The sequence below is a fragment of the Saccharothrix longispora genome, from assembly GCF_030852425.1.
GTDB classification, from domain to species: Bacteria; Actinomycetota; Actinomycetes; order Mycobacteriales; family Pseudonocardiaceae; genus Actinosynnema; species Actinosynnema longispora.
This window is the reverse complement of the sequence record NZ_NSDM01000002.1, coordinates 498,139-515,320: the sequence shown is the minus strand read 5'-3', so window position 1 is coordinate 515,320 and position 17,182 is coordinate 498,139. Positions and strand designations below refer to the sequence as shown.

Sequence of the window (17,182 nt, the reverse complement as noted above, 5' to 3'; positions counted from 1 at the left end):
CGCGGTGGTCCGGCCGTGCCCGCGCAGGCGGCGACGACGTTGCCGGCGGCCGACTTCAGGCTCAAGGCCACCGGCTACTCCGGGTTGATCGACGACCTGGACGCCGCGCTGCCCGACGTGGGCGTGCCGACCGTCGTGCGCGACGGGAACCGGGCCGCCACCACCTGCTCGCCGGCCGCTGCCAACCGGGTCGCCGCGTTCTGCTGGAACAGCGGCGACGACGACGTCGCGTACTGGGTGCCGCAGGGCATCACCACCACCGCCGACGCCTACGGCGAGGCGACCTACGAGGGCGCCACCGCCATCCTGGTGAGCTGGTACGACAACGGCGCCGACGGGGTCGATCGGGGCGTCCGGGTCTCGTTCGTCGACTACTCCACGCCGTCCGCGCCCACCTACCGCCACGTCCTGCTGGTCGAGCCGTACGCGAACAGCGCCGGGCAGGCGTCGTTCCGGGCGGTGAACCTGCACGCCGGCGGCATGTTCTGGTACGGCCACCACCTCTACGTCGCCGCGACCGGCACCGGGTTCCGCGTCTTCGACCTGCGGCACCTGTGGCAGACCAGCACCACGAACGGCTCCGCGATCGGCCGCCAGGCAGACGGCAGCCACCAGGCGTACGGCTACAAGTACGTGCTGCCCCAGGCGTTCGCCTACAACCAGTCGACCACCGGCGGCCGGGCCGCCATCCGCTTCTCCTTCGCCTCGCTGGACCGCACGAGCACCCCGGACAGCGTCGTGGTCGGCGAGTACGCCAACCCCGGCGCGGGCAGCCGCCTGTTCCGCTTCCCGATCGACCACACCGACCGGATGCTCGCCGAGTCCGCCGACGGCTACGCCCGCGCCACCGAGGCGTACGACGTGTCGGTGCAGAGCATGCAGGGCGCGACGGCGATCAACGGCAAGTACTACCTGTCCACCAGCGACGGCAGCGGCAACGCCGGGGACCTGGCCACCTTCACGCCCGGCGGCGCGGTGACCACGCGCCACGACGTGCTGCCCGTCGGTCCCGAGAACTTCTCCTACTGGCCCGCCAAGGGGCAGCTCTGGTCGCTGACCGAGTACGCGGGCGACCGCTCGGTCTTCGCGGTCCGCGCCTCCGCCTACTGACCCGCGTCCCCGCGACGTGCGACGGCCCCGTCACCACCCGGTGACGGGGCCGTTCAGCCTTGTGCGGTACGGGGCGCCTACCGCACGCTGGTGCGGTGGCGGCCGCCGGCGATGGCCTCCGCGACGCCGATGAGCAGCACCGAGGCGATCACCGCGATGATGAAGCCCAGGACGTTCAGCTCGAAGATGTCGCCGGTGCCGAGCAGGTTGGCGATCGTGCCGCCGATGACGGAGCCGACCAGCCCCAGCAGCAGCGTCGCCACGATGCCGAGGTTCTGCTTGCCGGGCTTGATCAGGCGGGCGAGCGCACCGATGATCAAGCCGGCGACGATGAACCCGATCACGTCACCCTCCTGAGTCTCGTATTGCTGTCTGTCAGAGGGCTACCCGGTCGGGTGGAAACCCAACCCGTTCGGTCATGGACATCACATCAGCGCAGGTCGCGTGGCGTGGTCGCGGTGAGCTGGGTGAGGAACTCGGCGTTGTCGCGGGTCCTGCGCAGGCCGTCGAGCAGGACGTCCAGGGCGTCGTCGCGGCGGTCGAGGGCGCGGCGCAGCAGGCGGGTCGCGGCGGCCTCCGCGGGGGTCAGCAGGAGGTCGTCGCGGCGGGTGCCGGACCGGGCGACGTCCACGGCCGGGTGCACGCGGCGGTTCGCGGCCTTGCGGTCCAGCCTCAGCTCGGCGTTGCCGGTGCCCTTGTACTCCTCGAATATCAGCGCGTCGCCGACCGAGCCGGTGTCGACGAGCGCGGTGGCGATGACGGTGAGCGAACCGCCGCCCTCGACGTTGCGGGCCGCGCCGAGGAAGCGCTTGGGCGGCACCAGCGACGTCGAGTCGACCCCGCCGGAGAGGATGCGGCCGGACGCGGGCGCGGTCAGGTTGTGGGCACGACCCGGGCGGGTGAGGGAGTCGAGCAGCACCACCACGTCGCGGCCCAGCTCCACCAGGCGCTTGGCGCGTTCGATCGCGAGTTCGGCGAGCGCGGTGTGGTCTCGCGGTGGGCGGTCGGACGTGGCGGCGGCGACCTCGCCGGGCACGGCGCGCGACAGGTCGGTCACCTCCTCCGGTCGTTCCCCGACCAGCACGAGCATCACGTGGCACTCGGGGTGGTTCTTGGCGAGGCCGTGCGCGATCGCCCGCAGCACGGACGTCTTGCCCGCCTTCGGCGGGGCGACGACCAGCGCGCGCTGCCCCTTGCCCACGGGCATCAGGAGGTCGGTGACGCGCGTGGTCAGCTCGTGCGGCTCGGTCTCCAGCCGCAGGCGCTCGTCCGGGTGGACCGGCACGAGGTCGGCGAACGCGGGCCGGGCCGCGGAATGCTTGGGGTGCAGGCCGTTGACGGTGTCGACACCGTCCAGGGTGGACTTGTCGCGCTCGTGGCGGACCGGGCCGGTCACCGCGTCGCCGCGGCGCAGGCCGTGCCGGCGCACGAGGTGCTCGGGCACGGCCGCGTCGTCGGGTCCGGGCAGGTAGCCGTCCGCGCGCAGCACGGCGCGTTCGCCCACCACGTCGAGGATTCCGGTGGTGGGGCGCGGGGTGGTGGCGGTCGTGTTCATGGTGTGTTCCTCGGGGTGTGGGAGAACGCGCGGCGATCGCCGGCGGGTCGGACTCCCGGCTCCGGGGAAGGCGTCGCGCACGACGCCACGTCCGGTGTGATGAGCGGGGAGCGCCGGACTCTCGGGACGGGGGCTCTGCCACCGGCGTCCACGAGAGGTAGACCCGCCCAGGGTGGCCGGCATCGCGGACGGCGGGCAACCCCGCGGGTCGCGGGTGGACGACGACCCGCGGGGCGCGGTCAGCGGACGACGAGCACGTGCTCCCCGCGCGGCACGAGTTCACCCACGACCGGGGCGCCGGGGACCTCGCCGGCCACCAGCAGCCCGCCCGACGTCTGCGCGTCGGCCAGCAGCAGCGCCTCGTCCTCGGACACCGCGCCCAGGTCGGCGTGCGGGCGCACCCAGTCCAGGTTGCGCCGCGTGCCACCGCTGACGTGGCCGTCCCGCAGCGCTTCCCGCGCGCCCTCCAGGTACGGCACCGCCGCCGCGTCCACGACCGCCGTCACGCCGCTCGCCCGCGCCAGCTTGTAGAGGTGGCCCAGCAGCCCGAAACCGGTGACGTCGGTCGCGCACACCGCCCCCGTGTCCAGGGCGGCCCGGGAGGCGTCGCGGTTGAGGGCGGTCATCGCCGCGACCGCCTGCGGGAACACCTCGCCGGTCGCCTTGTGCCTGCTGTTGAGCACGCCGATGCCCAGCGGCTTGGTCAGCGACAGCGGGACGCCCGGGCGACCGGTGTCGTTGCGCAGCAGGCGTTCCGGGTCGCCGATGCCGGTCACGGCGAGCCCGTACTTGGGCTCGGCGTCGTCCACGCTGTGCCCGCCGGCCAGGTGCGCGCCCGCCTCCGCGCACACCTCCAGGCCGCCGCGCAGCACCTCGGCCGCCAGCTCGAACGGCAGCACCCCGCGCGGCCACGACAGCAGGTTCACCGCCACCACGGGTCGCCCGCCCATGGCGTAGACGTCGGACAGGGCGTTGGCCGCCGCGATGCGGCCCCAGTCGAACGGGTCGTCGACCACGGGCGTGAAGAAGTCGGTGGTGGCGATCAGCGCGACGCCGTCGCGGATGCGCACCACCGCCGCGTCGTCGCCGTGGTCGAGGCCCACCAGCAGCTCGCCGACCGGATCGCGGGGCGCGGGGCCGGTCAGGCCGCGCACCACCTCCTCCAGTTCACCGGGAGGGATCTTGCAGGCGCAACCGCCGCCGCGGGCGTACTGGGTCAACCGGATCACCCGACCAGCCTGCCCGTCGGCGGGGCGCCGCGCACCACCGGCACGGGGCCGGCAGGATTGGGCGATGGCACGAGGAGGCGTACCCGGCCTGGTGGCCGGCGCGGTCTTCAACACCGTTGAGCGGCAGGACCTGTCGCTGGCGGGTTCGATTCCCGTCCGCCTCCGCCACGGCGGTGACCCCCGGTGAGCGATGTCCGGCGGGTGACCGATCCCCGGCGCGCGATCCCGCGCACCGACCTGGTCCTGGCCGACCCGAGGCTGGCCCCCGCCGTGGCGGCGCTGGGCCGGTCCCTGGTCAAGACCGCCGTGGTGGAGGCACAGCAGCGGGCCCGCGAGGGGCTGGTCGCGCCCACCGGGGTGGTCGACGACGTGCTCGCCGCGCTGCCCCCGGGGGCAGCGTCCCTGCGGCCGGTGCTCAACGCCACGGGCGTCGTCGTGCACACCAACCTCGGCCGCGCGCCGCTGTCGCGCGCCGCTGTCGCCGCCGTGGCCGACGCCGCCGGCTGCACGGACGTCGAGTTCGACCTGGCCACCGGGGCGCGGGCGAAGCGGGGGCGCGGCGCGCTGGCCGCCCTGGCAGCGGCGGTGCCGGACGCGGGCGACGTGCACGTGGTCAACAACAACGCCGCCGCGCTGCTGCTGTGCGCGCTGGCCCTGGCGCCCGGCCGCGAGATCGTGGTCAGCCGGGGCGAGCTGGTGGAGATCGGCGACGGCTTCCGCATCCCCGACCTGCTGGCCTCCACCGGGGCGCGGCTGCGCGAGGTCGGCACCACCAACCGCACCCACCTGCGCGACTACGCCGACGCGATCGGCCCGGACACCGGGTTCGTGCTGCGCGTGCACCCGTCGAACTTCCGGGTCACCGGCTTCACCAGCGCGCCGGACCCGGCCGAGCTGGCCGGCCTCGGCGTGCCGCTGGTCGTCGACATCGGTTCGGGCCTGCTCACGCCGCACCCCCTGCTGCCGGACGAACCGGACGCGGCGAGCGCGCTGCGAGCCGGCGCGGCCCTGGTCACGGCGTCCGGCGACAAGCTGCTCGGCGGTCCGCAGGCCGGGTTGCTGCTCGGCGACGCCGACCTCGTGCACCGGCTGCGCCGCCACCCGGCGGCCCGCGCCCTGCGCGTGGACAAGCTGACCCTGGCCGCGCTCGAGGCCACCCTGCTCGGCCCGCCCGCGCCCGTGGCGGTGGCGCTGGACGCCGACGTGGACGTCCTGCGCGCCCGAGCGGGGGAGCTGGCCGCGGCCCTGGCCCGGGAGGGGGTCGACGCGCGGGCGACGACGAGCGCGGCGGCCGTCGGCGGGGGCGGCGCGCCCGGCGTGGAGCTGCCGAGCGCGGCGGTCAGCCTGCCGGAGCGCTACGCGGAGCGGCTGCGCGCCGGTCGGCCCCCGGTCGTGGCCCGCGTCGAGCGCGGCCGGTGCCTGCTCGACCTGCGCACCGTGGACCCGGCCGACGACGACGTGCTGCGGGAAGCCGTGCTGGGGTGCGGGTGATCGGGTGCGGGTGATCGCCACCGCCGGGCACGTCGACCACGGCAAGTCCACGCTCATCCGGCTGCTGACCGGCATGGAGCCCGACCGGTGGGCCGAGGAGCGCCGCCGGGGCCTGACCATCGACCTCGGCTTCGCCTGGACCACCCTGCCGGGCGGGCCGATCGCGTTCGTCGACGTGCCCGGGCACGAGCGGTTCACCACCAACATGCTCGCGGGCGTCGGACCGGTGCCCGCCGCGATGCTCGTGGTGGCCGCCGACGAGGGCTGGATGCCGCAGTCCGCCGAGCACCTCGCCGCCCTCGACGGCCTGGGCGTGCGGCACGGCCTGCTCGTCGTCACCCGCGCCGACCTGGCCGACCCCGGCCCCGCCCTCGCGGAGGCCCGCGGGCACCTGGCCGCCACGTCGCTGCACGGGGTGCGGGCGGTGGCGGTCAGCGGGCGCACCGGCGAGGGCCTCGACGGGCTGCGCGCCGCGCTGGACGAGGTGGCCCGCGCGCTGCCCGAACCCGACCCGGCGGCCGACGTGCGGCTGTGGGTGGACCGGTCGTTCACCGTGCGCGGCGCCGGCACCGTCGTCACCGGCACCCTCGGCGCGGGCACCGTCTCGGTCGGGGACGAACTGGAGCTGGGCGGGCGGCGCGTGCCGGTGCGCGGCCTCCAGTCGCTGGGCGAGCCGGTCGAGCGGGTGGGCGGCGTCGCCCGCGTCGCGGTGAACCTGCGCGGCGTGGAGCGCGACCAGGTGGGCCGCGGCGACGCGCTGCTCACACCCGGCGCGTGGCCGGCGGTGCGCGAGCTGGACGTGCGGCTGAGCGCGCCGGAGGTGCCCGCCCGGCTGGTGCTGCACGTGGGCTCGGCCGCCGTGCCCGCCCACGTGCGCCCCTTGGGCGCGGGCACCGCGCGGCTGGTCCTGGCCCGCCCGCTGCCGCTGCGCGCCGGTGACCGCGGCCTGCTGCGCGACCCCGGCCTGCACCGGATCGCGGCCGGTGTCCTGGTGCTCGACGTGCGCCCGCCCGCGCTGGACCGGCGGGGCGCGGCACGGCTGCGCGGCCTGGACCTGACCGGCGACGTGGCCGCCTCCCACCTGCGCCACCGCGGCCTGGTGACCGTGCGGGAGCTGCGCGCGCTCGGGTTCGACGACGCGGGCGTGCCGGTGGGGGAGTGGCGGGCCGACCCCGACCACTGGGCCGGGTTGGTGCGGCGGGCGCCCGAGGTGGTCGCCGCGTGGCGCGCGGAGCAGCCGCTGGCCGCCGGCGTGCCCGCCGAGGTCCTGGCCCGCCGGCTCGACGTGCCCGCCGAACTCGTCGCGGCCGTGGTCGACCAGGCCGGGCTGCGCCTGGTGGACGGCCGGGTGCCCACCGCCGCCGCGCTGCCCGCGCCGGTGGAGCGGGCGGTGGCCGCGGTGGAGGCCGACCTGGCGCGCTCGCCGTTCGCCGCACCGGACGCGAACCGGCTCGCCGGGCTCGGGCTCGGTCCCCGGGAGCTGGCGGCGGCGGTGCGGGTGGGCAGGCTGGTGCGGGTCGCCGACGGCGTGGTGCTCGCCCCCGACGCACCCCGGCGGGCCGCCGCCGTCCTCGCGGACCTGCCCGCGCCGTTCACCGCCGGTCAGGCCAAGGCCGCCCTGGGCACGACCCGCCGGGTGGCGCTGCCGCTGCTGGAGCTGCTCGACTCACTCGGCCTGACGCGCCGCCTCCCGGACGACACCCGCGTCGTCCGGTGATCCCCGCTCGGCCCGTTCCCGCCGCTCGGCGCGCTCCCGTTGCGGCACCACGACGTACTTCGGGTCCTTCGTGGACGCCACACCGGCCTCGAACACGCCGAACCGCTGCAACGCGCTGCCCGCCAGCAGCGCCAGCCCGGACAGCACCGCCACCACCCGGCCGCGCCGCGCGCCCAGCGCCGCGCCGAGCACGCCGCCCGCCGTCAGCACCTCCGACCAGCGCCGCAACCGGTGCGCGCCGCCCGTGGTGTACGCCTCGCGCACCAGGCCCAACCGCCGCTCCATGACCCGCGACGCGGCCAGCTCCCCGAGGCCGCCGAGCACGGCGAACGCCCGCGCCGGACCGGCCTCGCCCACCGGCGCGAACACCATGCCCAGCCCGCCGGAGGCCGCCGCGGCGGACCCGGTGAAGACGAACGGCAGGTGCGGGTGCGCCTCGTGCCACGCGGGCACGGCCGTCTGCGACAGCAGCACCGCCGTGTAGGAGGCGATGGCGGGCGCGAACACCGCCGAGGACGCCGCCGCGGGGCGCGCCGCCCGCTTCAGCAGCCGGGACCACCACCAGCGGCCGGGGAGCACCTCCGCCGCGGCCGCCGCGGCCACGCCCGGGCCGTAGGCGACCAGCGCCCACGTGCCCACGCTCATCGGCGACGTCGGCTTGGCCACCCGCAGCATGTGCAGGAACCGCTCCGGCTTGCCCAGGTCCGCCACCAGGAACACCATGCCCGCGCCCAGCGACACCAGCGCGCCCAGCCGCCCGGCCCGCCGCAGCGCCGCCCGCCCGGTCAGGTCCGCGCCCAGCGCCAGCAGCGTCGACCCGGCCGACACCCCGCCCGCGAACAGGTACGCGGGCACCGGCCACTCCCACGCGGGCGTCTGGAGCACCTGGCGGCCGTAGTACGAGCGGAACTCGGCCTCCGGCACCACCTCGTCGTCACGGCGGCCCATCACCGGCCCCCGGCGAACGCGACGACCGCGGCGGCGGCGAACGCGACCGCCGCCAGCCCCGCCCGCTTCCACATCGCGGGCAGGTCGCGCGTCGGCACCACCGGGTCCGGCGGCAGGCCGTACACCTCGGGTTCGTCGAGCAGCAGGAAGAACGCCCCGTTGCCGCCCACCCCGTCGTCCGGGTCCGCGCCGTAGAGCCGGGCGCCCTCCTCACCGCGCCCGCGCAGGGTCTCCACGCGGGCGGCCGCGCGTTCGCGCAGCTCGTCCAGCTCGCCGAACTGGATGGAGTCGGTGGGGCACGCCTTGGCGCACGCCGGCTGCTCGCCCACCTTGAGCCGGTCGTAGCACAGGGTGCACTTCTGCGCCCGGCCGTCGCCCTCGCGGCGCTGGATCACGCCGTACGGGCAGCCGGACACGCAGTAGCCGCACCCGTTGCAGATGTCCTGCTGCACCACGACCGTGCCGAACTCGGTGCGGAACAGCGCCCCGGTCGGGCACACGTCCAGGCAGCCGGCGTGCGTGCAGTGCTTGCACACGTCCGACGCCATCAGCCAGCGGAAGTCCGTGCGGGACTCCGGGCCGGTCGAGGTCCCCGGTCGGTCGAACGACGGCATCCCCAGGTCCTCCGCCCCCGGCTTCGGCGGCGCGGGCCGCTGCTGCTCGACGAACGCCACGTGCCGCCACGCGTCCGCGCCCAGGTGCCCGGTGTTGTCGAACGACATGCCCAGCAGGTCGAAGCCCGACGCCGGGACCCCGTTCCACTCCTTGCAGGCCACCTCGCACGCCTTGCAGCCGATGCACACCGACGTGTCGGTGAAGAACCCGACCCGCGGCGGGTGGTCGACGTGCCCCGCCTCGCCCGCCACGTCGTGCAGCGGCCCGTAGAGGCTGTTGTCGGTCACGGCTCCTCCTCGGTGTGCCCGGGTCCCCCGGTGAGCACGTGGGTGCCGGTCTCGGCGGTGATCCCGGCGCGCCGCCGGTAGGCGGCCAGGTACTCCAGCAGCGCCGGCCCGCGCGGGCGGCGACCCGGCCGCACGTCGCAGGTGGCGACCTTCGTCTCCTGGATGAACACGTTCGGGTCGACCACCACCCCGAACAGGTCGTTGGCCGAGTCGCCGGTGACCAGGCCGGTGGCGCCCCAGTGGTAGGGCAGCCACACCTGGTGCACCCGCCGGTCGTGCACCCGCAGCGGCGGCATCCGGTCGGTGACCACCACGCGCGCCTCCACCGCGGCCCGGCTGGTGACCACGTGCGCCCAGCCCAGGTGCTCCAGCCCGCGCTCCCGGGCCAGCTGCGGCGAGACCTCCACGAACAGCTCGGGTTGCAACTCGGCCAGGTGCGGCACGGTCCGGCTCATGCCGCCCGCCGTGTGGTGCTCGGTGAGCCGCGCGGTGGTCAGCACGAACGGGAACACCTCGCCGTGGAGCTCCGGCGGCGACGGGTTCGACGGGTTGTCCGTCCGGCCGTACACCTTGCGGGTCGGGTTGGCCTGCTGCCGGTAGACCGGGTTGGGCACCGGCGACTCGTGCGGCTCGTAGTGGCTGGGCAGCGGCCCGTCGGCCAGGCCGCTCGGCGCGAACAGCCAGCCCTTGCCGTCCGCCTGCATGATGAACGGGTCGTCGCCGTGCAGCGCCTCCGGGCCCACCGCGCCCCGCGGCGGCCGGTAGTCCGGCGGCTTGGTGCGCTCGAAGTCCGGCACGTCGTGCCCGGTCCACTCGCCGCGCCCGGCGTCCCACCAGACCAGCGCCTTGCGCTCGCTCCACGGCCGGCCGGTCGGGTCGGCGGAGGCCCGGTTGTAGAGCACGCGGCGGTTCATCGGCCACGCCCACCCCCACTCGGTGGCGTGGAGGTTCTGCTCCCGACCGGGTTTGCGGCGGGCGGCCTGGTTGACGCCGTCGGCGTACACGCCGCTGTAGATCCAGCAGCCTGCGGCGGTGCTGCCGTCCGCCTTCAACTCGGTGTAGCCGTTCACCGGGCGGCCGGTGGTCAGGTCCAGGCCGTTGATCCGCCGCAGCACGTCGTCCGCCTGCGGTTCGCCGCCCACCACGGCGTAGTCCCACCAGAGGTCGAGCAGCGGCCGGTCGCGCTCGTCGGTCGAGCCCGCCAGCCGTTCCTTCAGCAGGCGGCCCAGGTGGTAGAAGAACCACAGCTCGGAGCGCTGGTCGTCCTTCGGCTCCACGGCCTTCTCGCGCCACTGGAGCATCCGCTGGGTCTGGGTGAAGGTGCCCTCCTTCTCCACGTGCGACGCGGCGGGGAAGAAGAACACCTCCGTGCGGCACTCGGCGGGCACGATCTCGCCGGTCTCGACCTCGGGGGAGTCCTTCCAGAAGCTCGCCGACTCGATCATGGTCAGGTCGCGCACGACCAGCCAGTCCAGGTTCGCCATGCCGAGCCGCTGGAGCTTGCCGTGCGCCGAGCCCACCGCGGGGTTCTGGCCCAGCAGGAAGTAGCCGGACACCTTGCCGTCGACCATGTCCATGACCGTGCGGTACGTGCCGTGGTCGCCGGTGATGCGCGGCAGGTAGTCGAAGCGGTAGTCGTTGTCCGCGGTGGCCTCGTCGCCCCAGTACTCCTTGAGCAGCGACACGGTGTACGCGTCGGCGTTGCGCCAGAAGCCCTTCTGGTGGTCGGCGCGCACGCTCTCCACGTAGGCGGCCAGGTCGGTGTGCTCGGGCGTGGGCATCGGCAGGTAGCCGGGCAGCAGGTTGAACAGCGTCGGGATGTCCGTGGAGCCCTGGATGCTGGCGTGGCCGCGCAGCGCGAACACCCCGCCGCCGGGTCGGCCGATGTTGCCCAGCAGCAGCTGGATGATCGCGCCCGCGCGGATGCACTGCGCGCCCGTGCTGTGCTGGGTCCAGCCGACGCTGTAGACCAGCGCGCCGGTGCGCTCGCGGCCGGAGTTCGCCGTCCACGCGTCGCACACGGTCCGGAACAGCTCCTCGGACACGCCGCACACGCGCGAGACCATCTCCGGCGTGTAGCGGGCGTAGTGCCGCTTGAGCACCTGGTAGACGCACCGGGGGTGCTCCAGCGTCGGGTCGGCGGCGATCCGGCCGCTGCCGCCCTCGACCTTCGGCCCGCCGGAGCCGTGCTGGTACGGCGCGGACTGCTCCTTCTCGTCCGCCCCCGCGTGCTGCTCGGACGACTCCTCCTCGTCCACGGTCTCGTACTGCCACGACCGCGGGTCGTACGAGGCGGTCTCCGGGTCGTAGCCGCTGAACAGCCCGTCGAGGTCCTCGGTGTCCCGGAAGTCCTCGCCCACCAGGAACGAGGCGTTCGTGTAGGGCACCAGGTACTCGCGGAAGTCCAGCCCGTTGGACAGGACGTGGTTGATCACCCCGCCGAGGAACGCGATGTCGGTGCCCGCCCGCAACGGCACGTGGGCGTCCGCGTGCGCGCTCGTCCGGGTGAACCGCGGATCGACGTGCAGGACCTTCGCGCCGCGCTCCTTGGCCTCCATGACCCACTGGAAGCCCACCGGGTGGGCCTCGGCCATGTTGGAGCCCGTGATGACGATGACGTCGGAGTTGACCAGGTCCTGCTGGTAGTCCGTCGCGCCGCCGCGACCGAAGGAGGCTCCCAGACCGGGAACCGTGGCGGAGTGTCAAATACGGGCCTGGTTCTCGATCTGGAGCGCGCCGAGCGCGGTGAACAACTTCTTGATGAGGTAGTTCTCCTCGTTGTCCAGCGTCGCGCCGCCCAGGCTGGCGAAACCGAGGGTGCGGCGCACGCGGGCGTCGTGCTCGTCGACGTCCTGCCACCCCTTGGCGCGCGCGTCGAGGACCCGTTCGACCACCATCCCCATGGCGGTGTCGAGGTCCAGCTCCTCCCAGTCGGTCGCGTACGGCCGCCGGTGGAGCACCTTCCGCGCCCGCTGCGGCCCGGTGACCAGCTGCGTGCTGGCCGATCCCTTGGGGCACAACCGCCCGCGCGAGACGGGGCTGTCCGGGTCGCCCTCGATCTGGATCACCCGGTCGTCGGCCACGTGGACCCGCTGGCCGCAGCCCACGGCGCAGAACGGGCAGACGGACCTGGCCACGTGATCGGCGTCGGCGGTGCGCGCGGTCAGCCCGGCGGACAGCGGCGACTGCGCCGCCTTGCCCCGGCCGAGCGGGTCGCCACCGGTGAGCTGCCGGAACACCGGCCACCCCTCCAGCCACCGCCGCGGTCCCACGCCCACCTCCGTCCGAGCCGATCCCCATCGTCACACCGCCCGCGGTGATCCGCACCCCGGGCGTCCACCGGTCGGGCGCCGGTCGGGTGGGTCTCCGGTTCGAGCGCGTCGACGTGGCGGACGCGCAGGGGGTGCAGGGCGCGGGTCTCGTCGAACCGGAGGAAGGCGTCGTAGCGGTCGACGAGGACGGTGGGGACGTAGTTGCCCCGGTGGTCCCGCTCGGGGTGGTAGACCGCGCCGATGGCGCGGTGGCCGAGTTCGTCGGTGAGCAGGTCGGGCCGGTCGCCGCGGGGGAGGACGAACAGGCCTGTTCCGGGGCGGCGGCGTGCAGCACGTCCTCCGGCGAGCCGGGGCGGGCCGGCGGCACCGGCAGGTCGTGACCACCAACCTGGACGGCGTCGTCTACGGCGTGCAGGCGGTCCTGCCCGACCTGCGGGCGCGCGACGGTGGCAGCGTCGTGGCGATGGCCGGCATGGCGGGCCTGGTCCCCGTGCCCCTCGACCCGGTCCACGGCACCGCCGAGGCGGCCGTGGTGGACTACGCGCGGTCGCCGGCCCCGCCGCACGCCCACGAGGGCATCCGGATCAACGCCCTGTGCCCCGGCTTCGCCGAAACCCCGATCATCGACGGTTCCCGGGGCGTGATCCAGGACCTGGCGCTGCCGATCCTGGACGTGTCCGAGGCGGTCGCCGCCGTCGAGTCCGTCGTGGTCTCGCCCGGCACCGGCGAGTGCCGGTACGTCCAGTCGGGGGCCCAGCGAGCCGCTGCTCTTCGCCGCCCCGCCGGACCCCGGTCGCCACGAGCCGACCCGGTCCGGCCGTGCGGTCCGCTGGTCGCGGTGGCCTCGATGTGCCAGGGGACCCCGGGCATGTGGTTGGGTGGGACCCGACTGGTCGGAGGTTGCCGTGGGCGGTGGCGTGGTGCGACCGGGTGATGTGCTGGCGGCGGCCGAGAGCGCGCCGCCCGTGGAGTCGGTCGAGGTCGTCGCGCGTGACCTGGCGAAGCGGTTCGACGCCTTCGACGTGTCGTTCCTGCTGGTCGACCTCGTCGACGAGGAGCTGGTGCGGCTGACCTCGACCACGCGGAGCCCCGACGGGCGCGGAGCGGGGGGCGTCGTCCTGCGGGACAGCGTCTACGAGGAGGTGCTGCGCACCCAGCAGCCCTGGCAGGAGCGGGACGACGACGGGGTGCGGGTGGTGCTGCCGGTGACCAACCGCGGTGACTGCGTCGGCGTGCTGGAGGTGACCGTGCCCTCCCTGGACGGGGAGGTGCTGGCGCAGTTGGGGGAGGCCGCGCACGCGCTGGCCTACGTCATCGTCACCGATCGTCGCTTCACCGACCTGTACCACTCCGGCCGGCGCACGACGACGATGAGCCTGGCCGCGGAGATCCAGCACCAGCTGTTGCCCTCGGCCTCGTGCTGCGAGGCGGGCCAGTTCACCGTCGCCGGCGCCCTGGTGCCCGCCGACGACATCGGCGGCGACACCTACGACTACTGCCTGGACCGCGACGCCCTGCACCTGTCGATGACCGATGCCGTCGGTCACGACGTGGCCTCGGCGTTGACCGCGACCCTGCTGGTGGGTGCGCTGCGCGGGGCCCGCCGGGCCGGCCACGGCCTGGCGGAGCAGGCCGAGCGGGCCAACCAGGCGCTGCTGGACCACGGCGGGGGATCGCTGGCGACCGGGCTGCTGCTCCGCGTGGACCTGAGCGGGCGGGGCGTCGAGCTGGTCAACGCCGGCCACCCGCCGCCGCTGATGCTGCGCGACGGCGTGGTGGAGGAGGTCGAGCTGGAGGTCGACCTGCTCTTCGGCGTCACCCCGTACCGGTACCGGGTGCAACGGCTCGACCTGCGTCCCGGCGACCGGCTGGTGCTGCTCACCGACGGCATGTTCGAACGCGACGCCGCCGGCGTCGACGTGCCCGCGCTGATCCGCGCCACCGAAGGGTTGCACTCCAGGGAGGTGGTGCGGGAGGTGACCAGGGCCGTGCGGCACGCCTGCCGCGATCACCTCCAGGACGACGCCACCGTGCTCTGCCTGGACTGGCGCGGAACCGGCCGCACCGAACGCCGGGCCGACAACGGTGCCGACACGGACACCGCCTCGCCCGCTTAGCGCCGACGACCCGGGGACGGTGGCCGGGTCAGGTGGTGGCCGGGGTCAGGTGGTGCAGGAGGGCGGTGGTGACGGCTTCCGCGGTCACCCAGCCGTCGGCGGCCGGGGGGAGGGCGACCTCGACCAGCGGGGTGTGACCGGTCAGGTCGATGTCGTCCACGGCCGGGTAGGCGCGCAGGCTCGTGGTGGCCGGGCGGAGGGGGACCACGGCGTCCGCGCCGCCCACCTGGACGCGCACGCCCATGACCTGTTCGTCGCCCTCGGCGGCCGGGTCCACCCGGACGTGGTCCACCTCGGCGGGCACGCCCCGGGCCGCGAGGAGGGCCACCACCGCCCTGGCCAGCGTGTCGCTGACGGCGATGAGCCTGGCTCGGCGGTTGATCTCGGCGAACCGCTCGCCCGGCGTGATGGTGATCGTGCGACCGTCCTTGTCCTGGCCGGTCGTCTGGAGCACGCCCAGCTGCGTGAACAGCTCGTGCGCCTCGCGGTCTAGGCGTTGCGCGTCAACGGCGGACCTGGCCACGGTCGGAACCCCCGGTCACGAAGGAAAGCGAGGTTTGCTCGCGAACCTTACGTCACCGGTGCCCCGGGAACAGGTCACGGGGTGGGGTTGCGGGGGTCCGTCCAGCGGGCTATCAGCACGGTGGCGTCGTCGGGCAGGACGCCGTCGTGCTGGTGCGCCAGGACGGACCTGACCAGCCGCCGCGCGGTCTCCGGCGGCGGGTGGCCCGTGGCCGCCTCGCGGTGCAGGAAGTCGATCAGGCGATCCCGGCCGAAGGGCTCGCCCGCGCCGTCGGTGGCCCCGGTGATGCCGTCGGTGTGGACCACCAGCCAGTCGTCCGGTTGCAGCGCCTCCTCGGCGATGGTCAGCTCCCCCAGGCCCAGGCCGAGCGGTGGTCGGCGACCACCGGTCAAGGGCTTGACCACCTTGCCCGCCCGCATCACCAGGGGCTCGGGGTGACCGGCGTTGAGGTAGCGCAGCCTCCCGGTCGCGAGGTCCACCTCGGCCAGCACCGCGGTGGCGAACGCGCCCTCGCCGAACTGGTCGTGGATCGCCTCGTCGACGGCCCGGGCCTGCTCGTACAGGCCGTGCCCGGCGCGGCGGGCGGTGCGGTGCGCGGCCAGCGCGGTGGCCGCGATCAGGCCGCTGCGCAGGTCGTACCCGACCGCGTCGAGGACGATGAGGGTCGCCGTGGTCTCGGACAGCGAGTAGTCGAACGCGTCGCCGCTGACGTCCTGGCGGGGCTCCACCACGCCGGTGACGACGAAGCGGTCCACGCCGGCGGTGAGCGGGGGCAGCAGCGACCAGATCAACTCGCCGTCGATCGTGCGCGGCGTGCGCAGCCGCACCCGGTCCAGCGCGTCACCGTGCTGGGTCAGCAGGGTGACCAGGTGCCCGAGCAGCATCGACACCCAGCGGCACTGGGTGCGCAGACCGGGGTCGTAGAGGTCGTCCCGGTCGGCCACCGCGATCTCCAGCACGCCCAGGCGCTCGACCCCGTCCAGCAGCGGCACCCACAGGCGCGGTCCCGGCGTCTCCGAGGGCAGGAGCTCGACGTGCCGGAACGCCCGGCCGGCCAGGGTCGTCTCGACCTCCAGGGGGCGTCGGTCGCCGCCGGACGCGGTGGGCAGGGGGTGCAGGAGGCGCTGGTCGTAGTCGGCCAGGTAGACGGTGACGCGGACGCCCAGGACGCCGCCCGCCGCCCCGGCCACGGCCGGCAGCCGTTCCGGGGGCGCCAGTTCGGTGTCCTCCAGCAGCCGGACCAGGGCGGCCAGCGGCCCGGTGTCCGGGTTACTCCCCCGGATCGGGCGGCTGTAGGCCGCGCGGTGCGGCGGGGTCAGCTCGTCGAGGCGTTCGTTGACCGCGTGGGCCAGGACGTCGCGCTGCACCGGGGCGAGGCCGCCCAGGCCGTGGACGTAGGCGTCCACGTCGATCAGCCCGGCGTCGCCGCCCAGGCTGAAGTAGCGCAGCCACAGCTGCTCGGTGGTCAACTCGGCGCGCTTGAGCGCCTGGGACAGGGTGCGCTGCTGCTCCAGCGCGCGGTTGTCGTGGTCCACGTGGTCAGCGCCTCCGCCGCACGGTGGACTGCGCCAGGCGCTCGGCGGCCTGTCTCAGGGTGGAGCCCTGCTGCCTGGCCGCGTCGGTCAGCGCCAGGAACGCCGCGCGCTCGTCCACCCCGTCCCGCGCCATGACGATGCCCTTCGCCACGCTGATCACCTCCCGCTCCCGCAGGCTGTCCCGGAGCCGGTCGCTGATCCGCTCGGCGTCCCGCGCGGTGCGCGCGTTCGCCAGCAGCACGGCCGCCTGCGAGGCGAACAGCGTGAGCACCTGCTGCTCGCGGCTGCCGTGGACGTCCGGTTCCCGGGCGTACACCTTCAGCGCGCCCAGCGACCGGGCGCCCGCGACCAGCGGCGCGCAGAGCACCGCGCGCAGGCCCAGCCCGGCCGCCGGGCGCGACCAGTCCGGCCAGCGCTCGTCCCGGGTCAGGTCGTCCACGCGCACGACCACGTGGTCCTGCCACGAGGTCAGGCACGGTCCCCGCCCGAGGCGGTACTGGAGCGCGTCGGCGCGCTCCACCACCGCGTCGGTCGCCGCCGCCGTGACCCGCTCGCCCCGCTCGTCCAGCAGGGTGATCCCGGACCCGGCCGCACCCGGGACCACCTGCCTGGCCAGCGAGGTGAGCAGCTTCAACGCCGTGTTCACCGTCTCGGTGGTCAGCAGCAGCCCCGAGACGCGGGCGAACACACCGGCCAACTCGTCTGCCGTCGACCTGCCAGCGGCCATCCGCAACCCCGCTCGTCGTCGAGCCACACCACCCGGATTCGCGGCATACCCGGCTG

The 17,182-nt window shown here is 75.0% G+C and carries 15 protein-coding genes and 1 tRNA gene; 6 read left to right on the top strand and 10 right to left on the bottom strand.

Translation table 11 applies throughout. The annotated features are described in order from the left end of the window. Positions 1–15: 15 nt before the first annotated feature. Positions 16–1,110 carry a hypothetical protein gene (locus tag CKY47_RS07365; RefSeq protein WP_306744900.1) on the top strand — a complete coding sequence of 365 codons (1,095 nt, stop codon included), beginning with the start codon at positions 16–18 and terminating at the stop codon, positions 1,108–1,110. Positions 1,111–1,187: 77 nt separating this feature from the next. Here CKY47_RS07365 and CKY47_RS07360 read toward each other — a convergent pair whose 3' ends face one another. From CKY47_RS07360 to selD, 3 genes are all read right to left on the bottom strand, one after another. Further along, a complete protein-coding gene (locus tag CKY47_RS07360) occupies positions 1,188–1,454 on the bottom strand; it encodes a GlsB/YeaQ/YmgE family stress response membrane protein (protein WP_033435354.1) in 267 nt (88 codons plus the stop codon). 86 nt (positions 1,455–1,540) lie between these two features. Further along, positions 1,541–2,665, bottom strand: coding sequence for a transcription termination factor Rho, short form (locus CKY47_RS07355; protein WP_306744899.1), 1,125 nt, complete (start codon positions 2,663–2,665; stop codon positions 1,541–1,543). 239 nt (positions 2,666–2,904) lie between these two features. Beyond that, positions 2,905–3,894 (bottom strand): selenide, water dikinase SelD, encoded by a 990-nt coding sequence (selD, locus tag CKY47_RS07350; protein ID WP_306744898.1) that lies wholly within the window; start codon positions 3,892–3,894, stop codon positions 2,905–2,907. 73 nt (positions 3,895–3,967) lie between these two features. Between selD and CKY47_RS07345 the strand changes: the two genes are divergently transcribed. The 3 genes from CKY47_RS07345 (at position 3,968) to selB (ending at position 7,102) form a co-directional block, all read left to right on the top strand. Further along, positions 3,968–4,062, top strand: a tRNA-Sec gene (locus tag CKY47_RS07345). Positions 4,063–4,095: 33 nt separating this feature from the next. Further along, positions 4,096–5,385 (top strand): L-seryl-tRNA(Sec) selenium transferase, encoded by a 1,290-nt coding sequence (gene selA, locus CKY47_RS07340; protein WP_306745006.1) that lies wholly within the window; start codon positions 4,096–4,098, stop codon positions 5,383–5,385. A 4-nt stretch (positions 5,386–5,389) separates the two neighbouring features. Next, a complete protein-coding gene (selB, locus tag CKY47_RS07335; RefSeq protein WP_306744897.1) occupies positions 5,390–7,102 on the top strand; it encodes a selenocysteine-specific translation elongation factor in 1,713 nt (570 codons plus the stop codon). On the opposite strand, the gene nrfD is transcribed toward selB, so the two are convergent. Genes nrfD through CKY47_RS36845 form a run of 4 tightly spaced genes read right to left on the bottom strand, consistent with a single transcriptional unit; the run spans position 7,052 to position 12,466 of the window. Next, complete coding sequence (gene nrfD, locus CKY47_RS07330) at positions 7,052–8,050, bottom strand: NrfD/PsrC family molybdoenzyme membrane anchor subunit (protein ID WP_306744896.1); 999 nt, start codon at positions 8,048–8,050, stop codon at positions 7,052–7,054. The two genes, selB and nrfD, sit on opposite strands and share 51 nt — an antisense overlap. Further along, complete coding sequence (locus CKY47_RS07325; protein ID WP_306744895.1) at positions 8,050–8,952, bottom strand: 4Fe-4S dicluster domain-containing protein; 903 nt, start codon at positions 8,950–8,952, stop codon at positions 8,050–8,052. Before CKY47_RS07325 ends, nrfD begins: the two co-directional genes overlap by 1 nt. Next, positions 8,949–12,224, bottom strand: a complete 3,276-nt coding sequence (gene fdh, locus CKY47_RS07320; protein WP_306744894.1) for a formate dehydrogenase — start codon at positions 12,222–12,224, stop codon at positions 8,949–8,951. Before fdh ends, CKY47_RS07325 begins: the two co-directional genes overlap by 4 nt. Next, the gene (locus tag CKY47_RS36845) at positions 12,116–12,466 is read right to left on the bottom strand and encodes a hypothetical protein (protein ID WP_371320630.1); all 351 of its coding nucleotides are present in this window, start codon (positions 12,464–12,466) and stop codon (positions 12,116–12,118) included. Before CKY47_RS36845 ends, fdh begins: the two co-directional genes overlap by 109 nt. Positions 12,467–12,600: 134 nt before the next feature. Between CKY47_RS36845 and CKY47_RS07310 the strand changes: the two genes are divergently transcribed. Together CKY47_RS07310 and CKY47_RS07305 are read left to right on the top strand one after the other, a co-directional pair. After that, positions 12,601–13,158, top strand: coding sequence for an SDR family NAD(P)-dependent oxidoreductase (locus CKY47_RS07310; protein ID WP_306744892.1), 558 nt, complete (start codon positions 12,601–12,603; stop codon positions 13,156–13,158). Beyond that, complete coding sequence (locus CKY47_RS07305; RefSeq protein ID WP_306744891.1) at positions 13,145–14,341, top strand: PP2C family protein-serine/threonine phosphatase; 1,197 nt, start codon at positions 13,145–13,147, stop codon at positions 14,339–14,341. Before CKY47_RS07310 ends, CKY47_RS07305 begins: the two co-directional genes overlap by 14 nt. 28 nt (positions 14,342–14,369) lie before the next feature. Here CKY47_RS07305 and CKY47_RS07300 read toward each other — a convergent pair whose 3' ends face one another. The 3 genes from CKY47_RS07300 to CKY47_RS07290 all read right to left on the bottom strand — a co-directional run bounded on the left by CKY47_RS07300 (position 14,370) and on the right by CKY47_RS07290 (position 17,126). Next, positions 14,370–14,864 (bottom strand): hypothetical protein, encoded by a 495-nt coding sequence (locus CKY47_RS07300; RefSeq protein WP_306744890.1) that lies wholly within the window; start codon positions 14,862–14,864, stop codon positions 14,370–14,372. Positions 14,865–14,938: 74 nt separating this feature from the next. Further along, positions 14,939–16,399: a PP2C family protein-serine/threonine phosphatase gene (locus CKY47_RS07295; protein ID WP_306744889.1), complete on the bottom strand. Its 1,461-nt coding sequence runs from the start codon at positions 16,397–16,399 to the stop codon at positions 14,939–14,941. A 4-nt stretch (positions 16,400–16,403) separates the two neighbouring features. Then, a complete protein-coding gene (locus CKY47_RS07290; protein ID WP_306744888.1) occupies positions 16,404–17,126 on the bottom strand; it encodes a GAF and ANTAR domain-containing protein in 723 nt (240 codons plus the stop codon). Between the last annotated feature and the right edge of the window lie 56 nt (positions 17,127–17,182).

What these genes read in the sequence shown, in the direction of transcription:
- CKY47_RS07355 (WP_306744899.1), bottom strand. Translation starts at nt 2,665, where the DNA reads ATGAACACGACCGCCACCACCCCGCGCCCCACCACCGGAATCCTCGAC.
- nrfD (WP_306744896.1), bottom strand. Translation starts at nt 8,050, where the DNA reads ATGGGCCGCCGTGACGACGAGGTGGTGCCGGAGGCCGAGTTCCGCTCG.
- CKY47_RS07290 (WP_306744888.1), bottom strand. Translation starts at nt 17,126, where the DNA reads ATGGCCGCTGGCAGGTCGACGGCAGACGAGTTGGCCGGTGTGTTCGCC.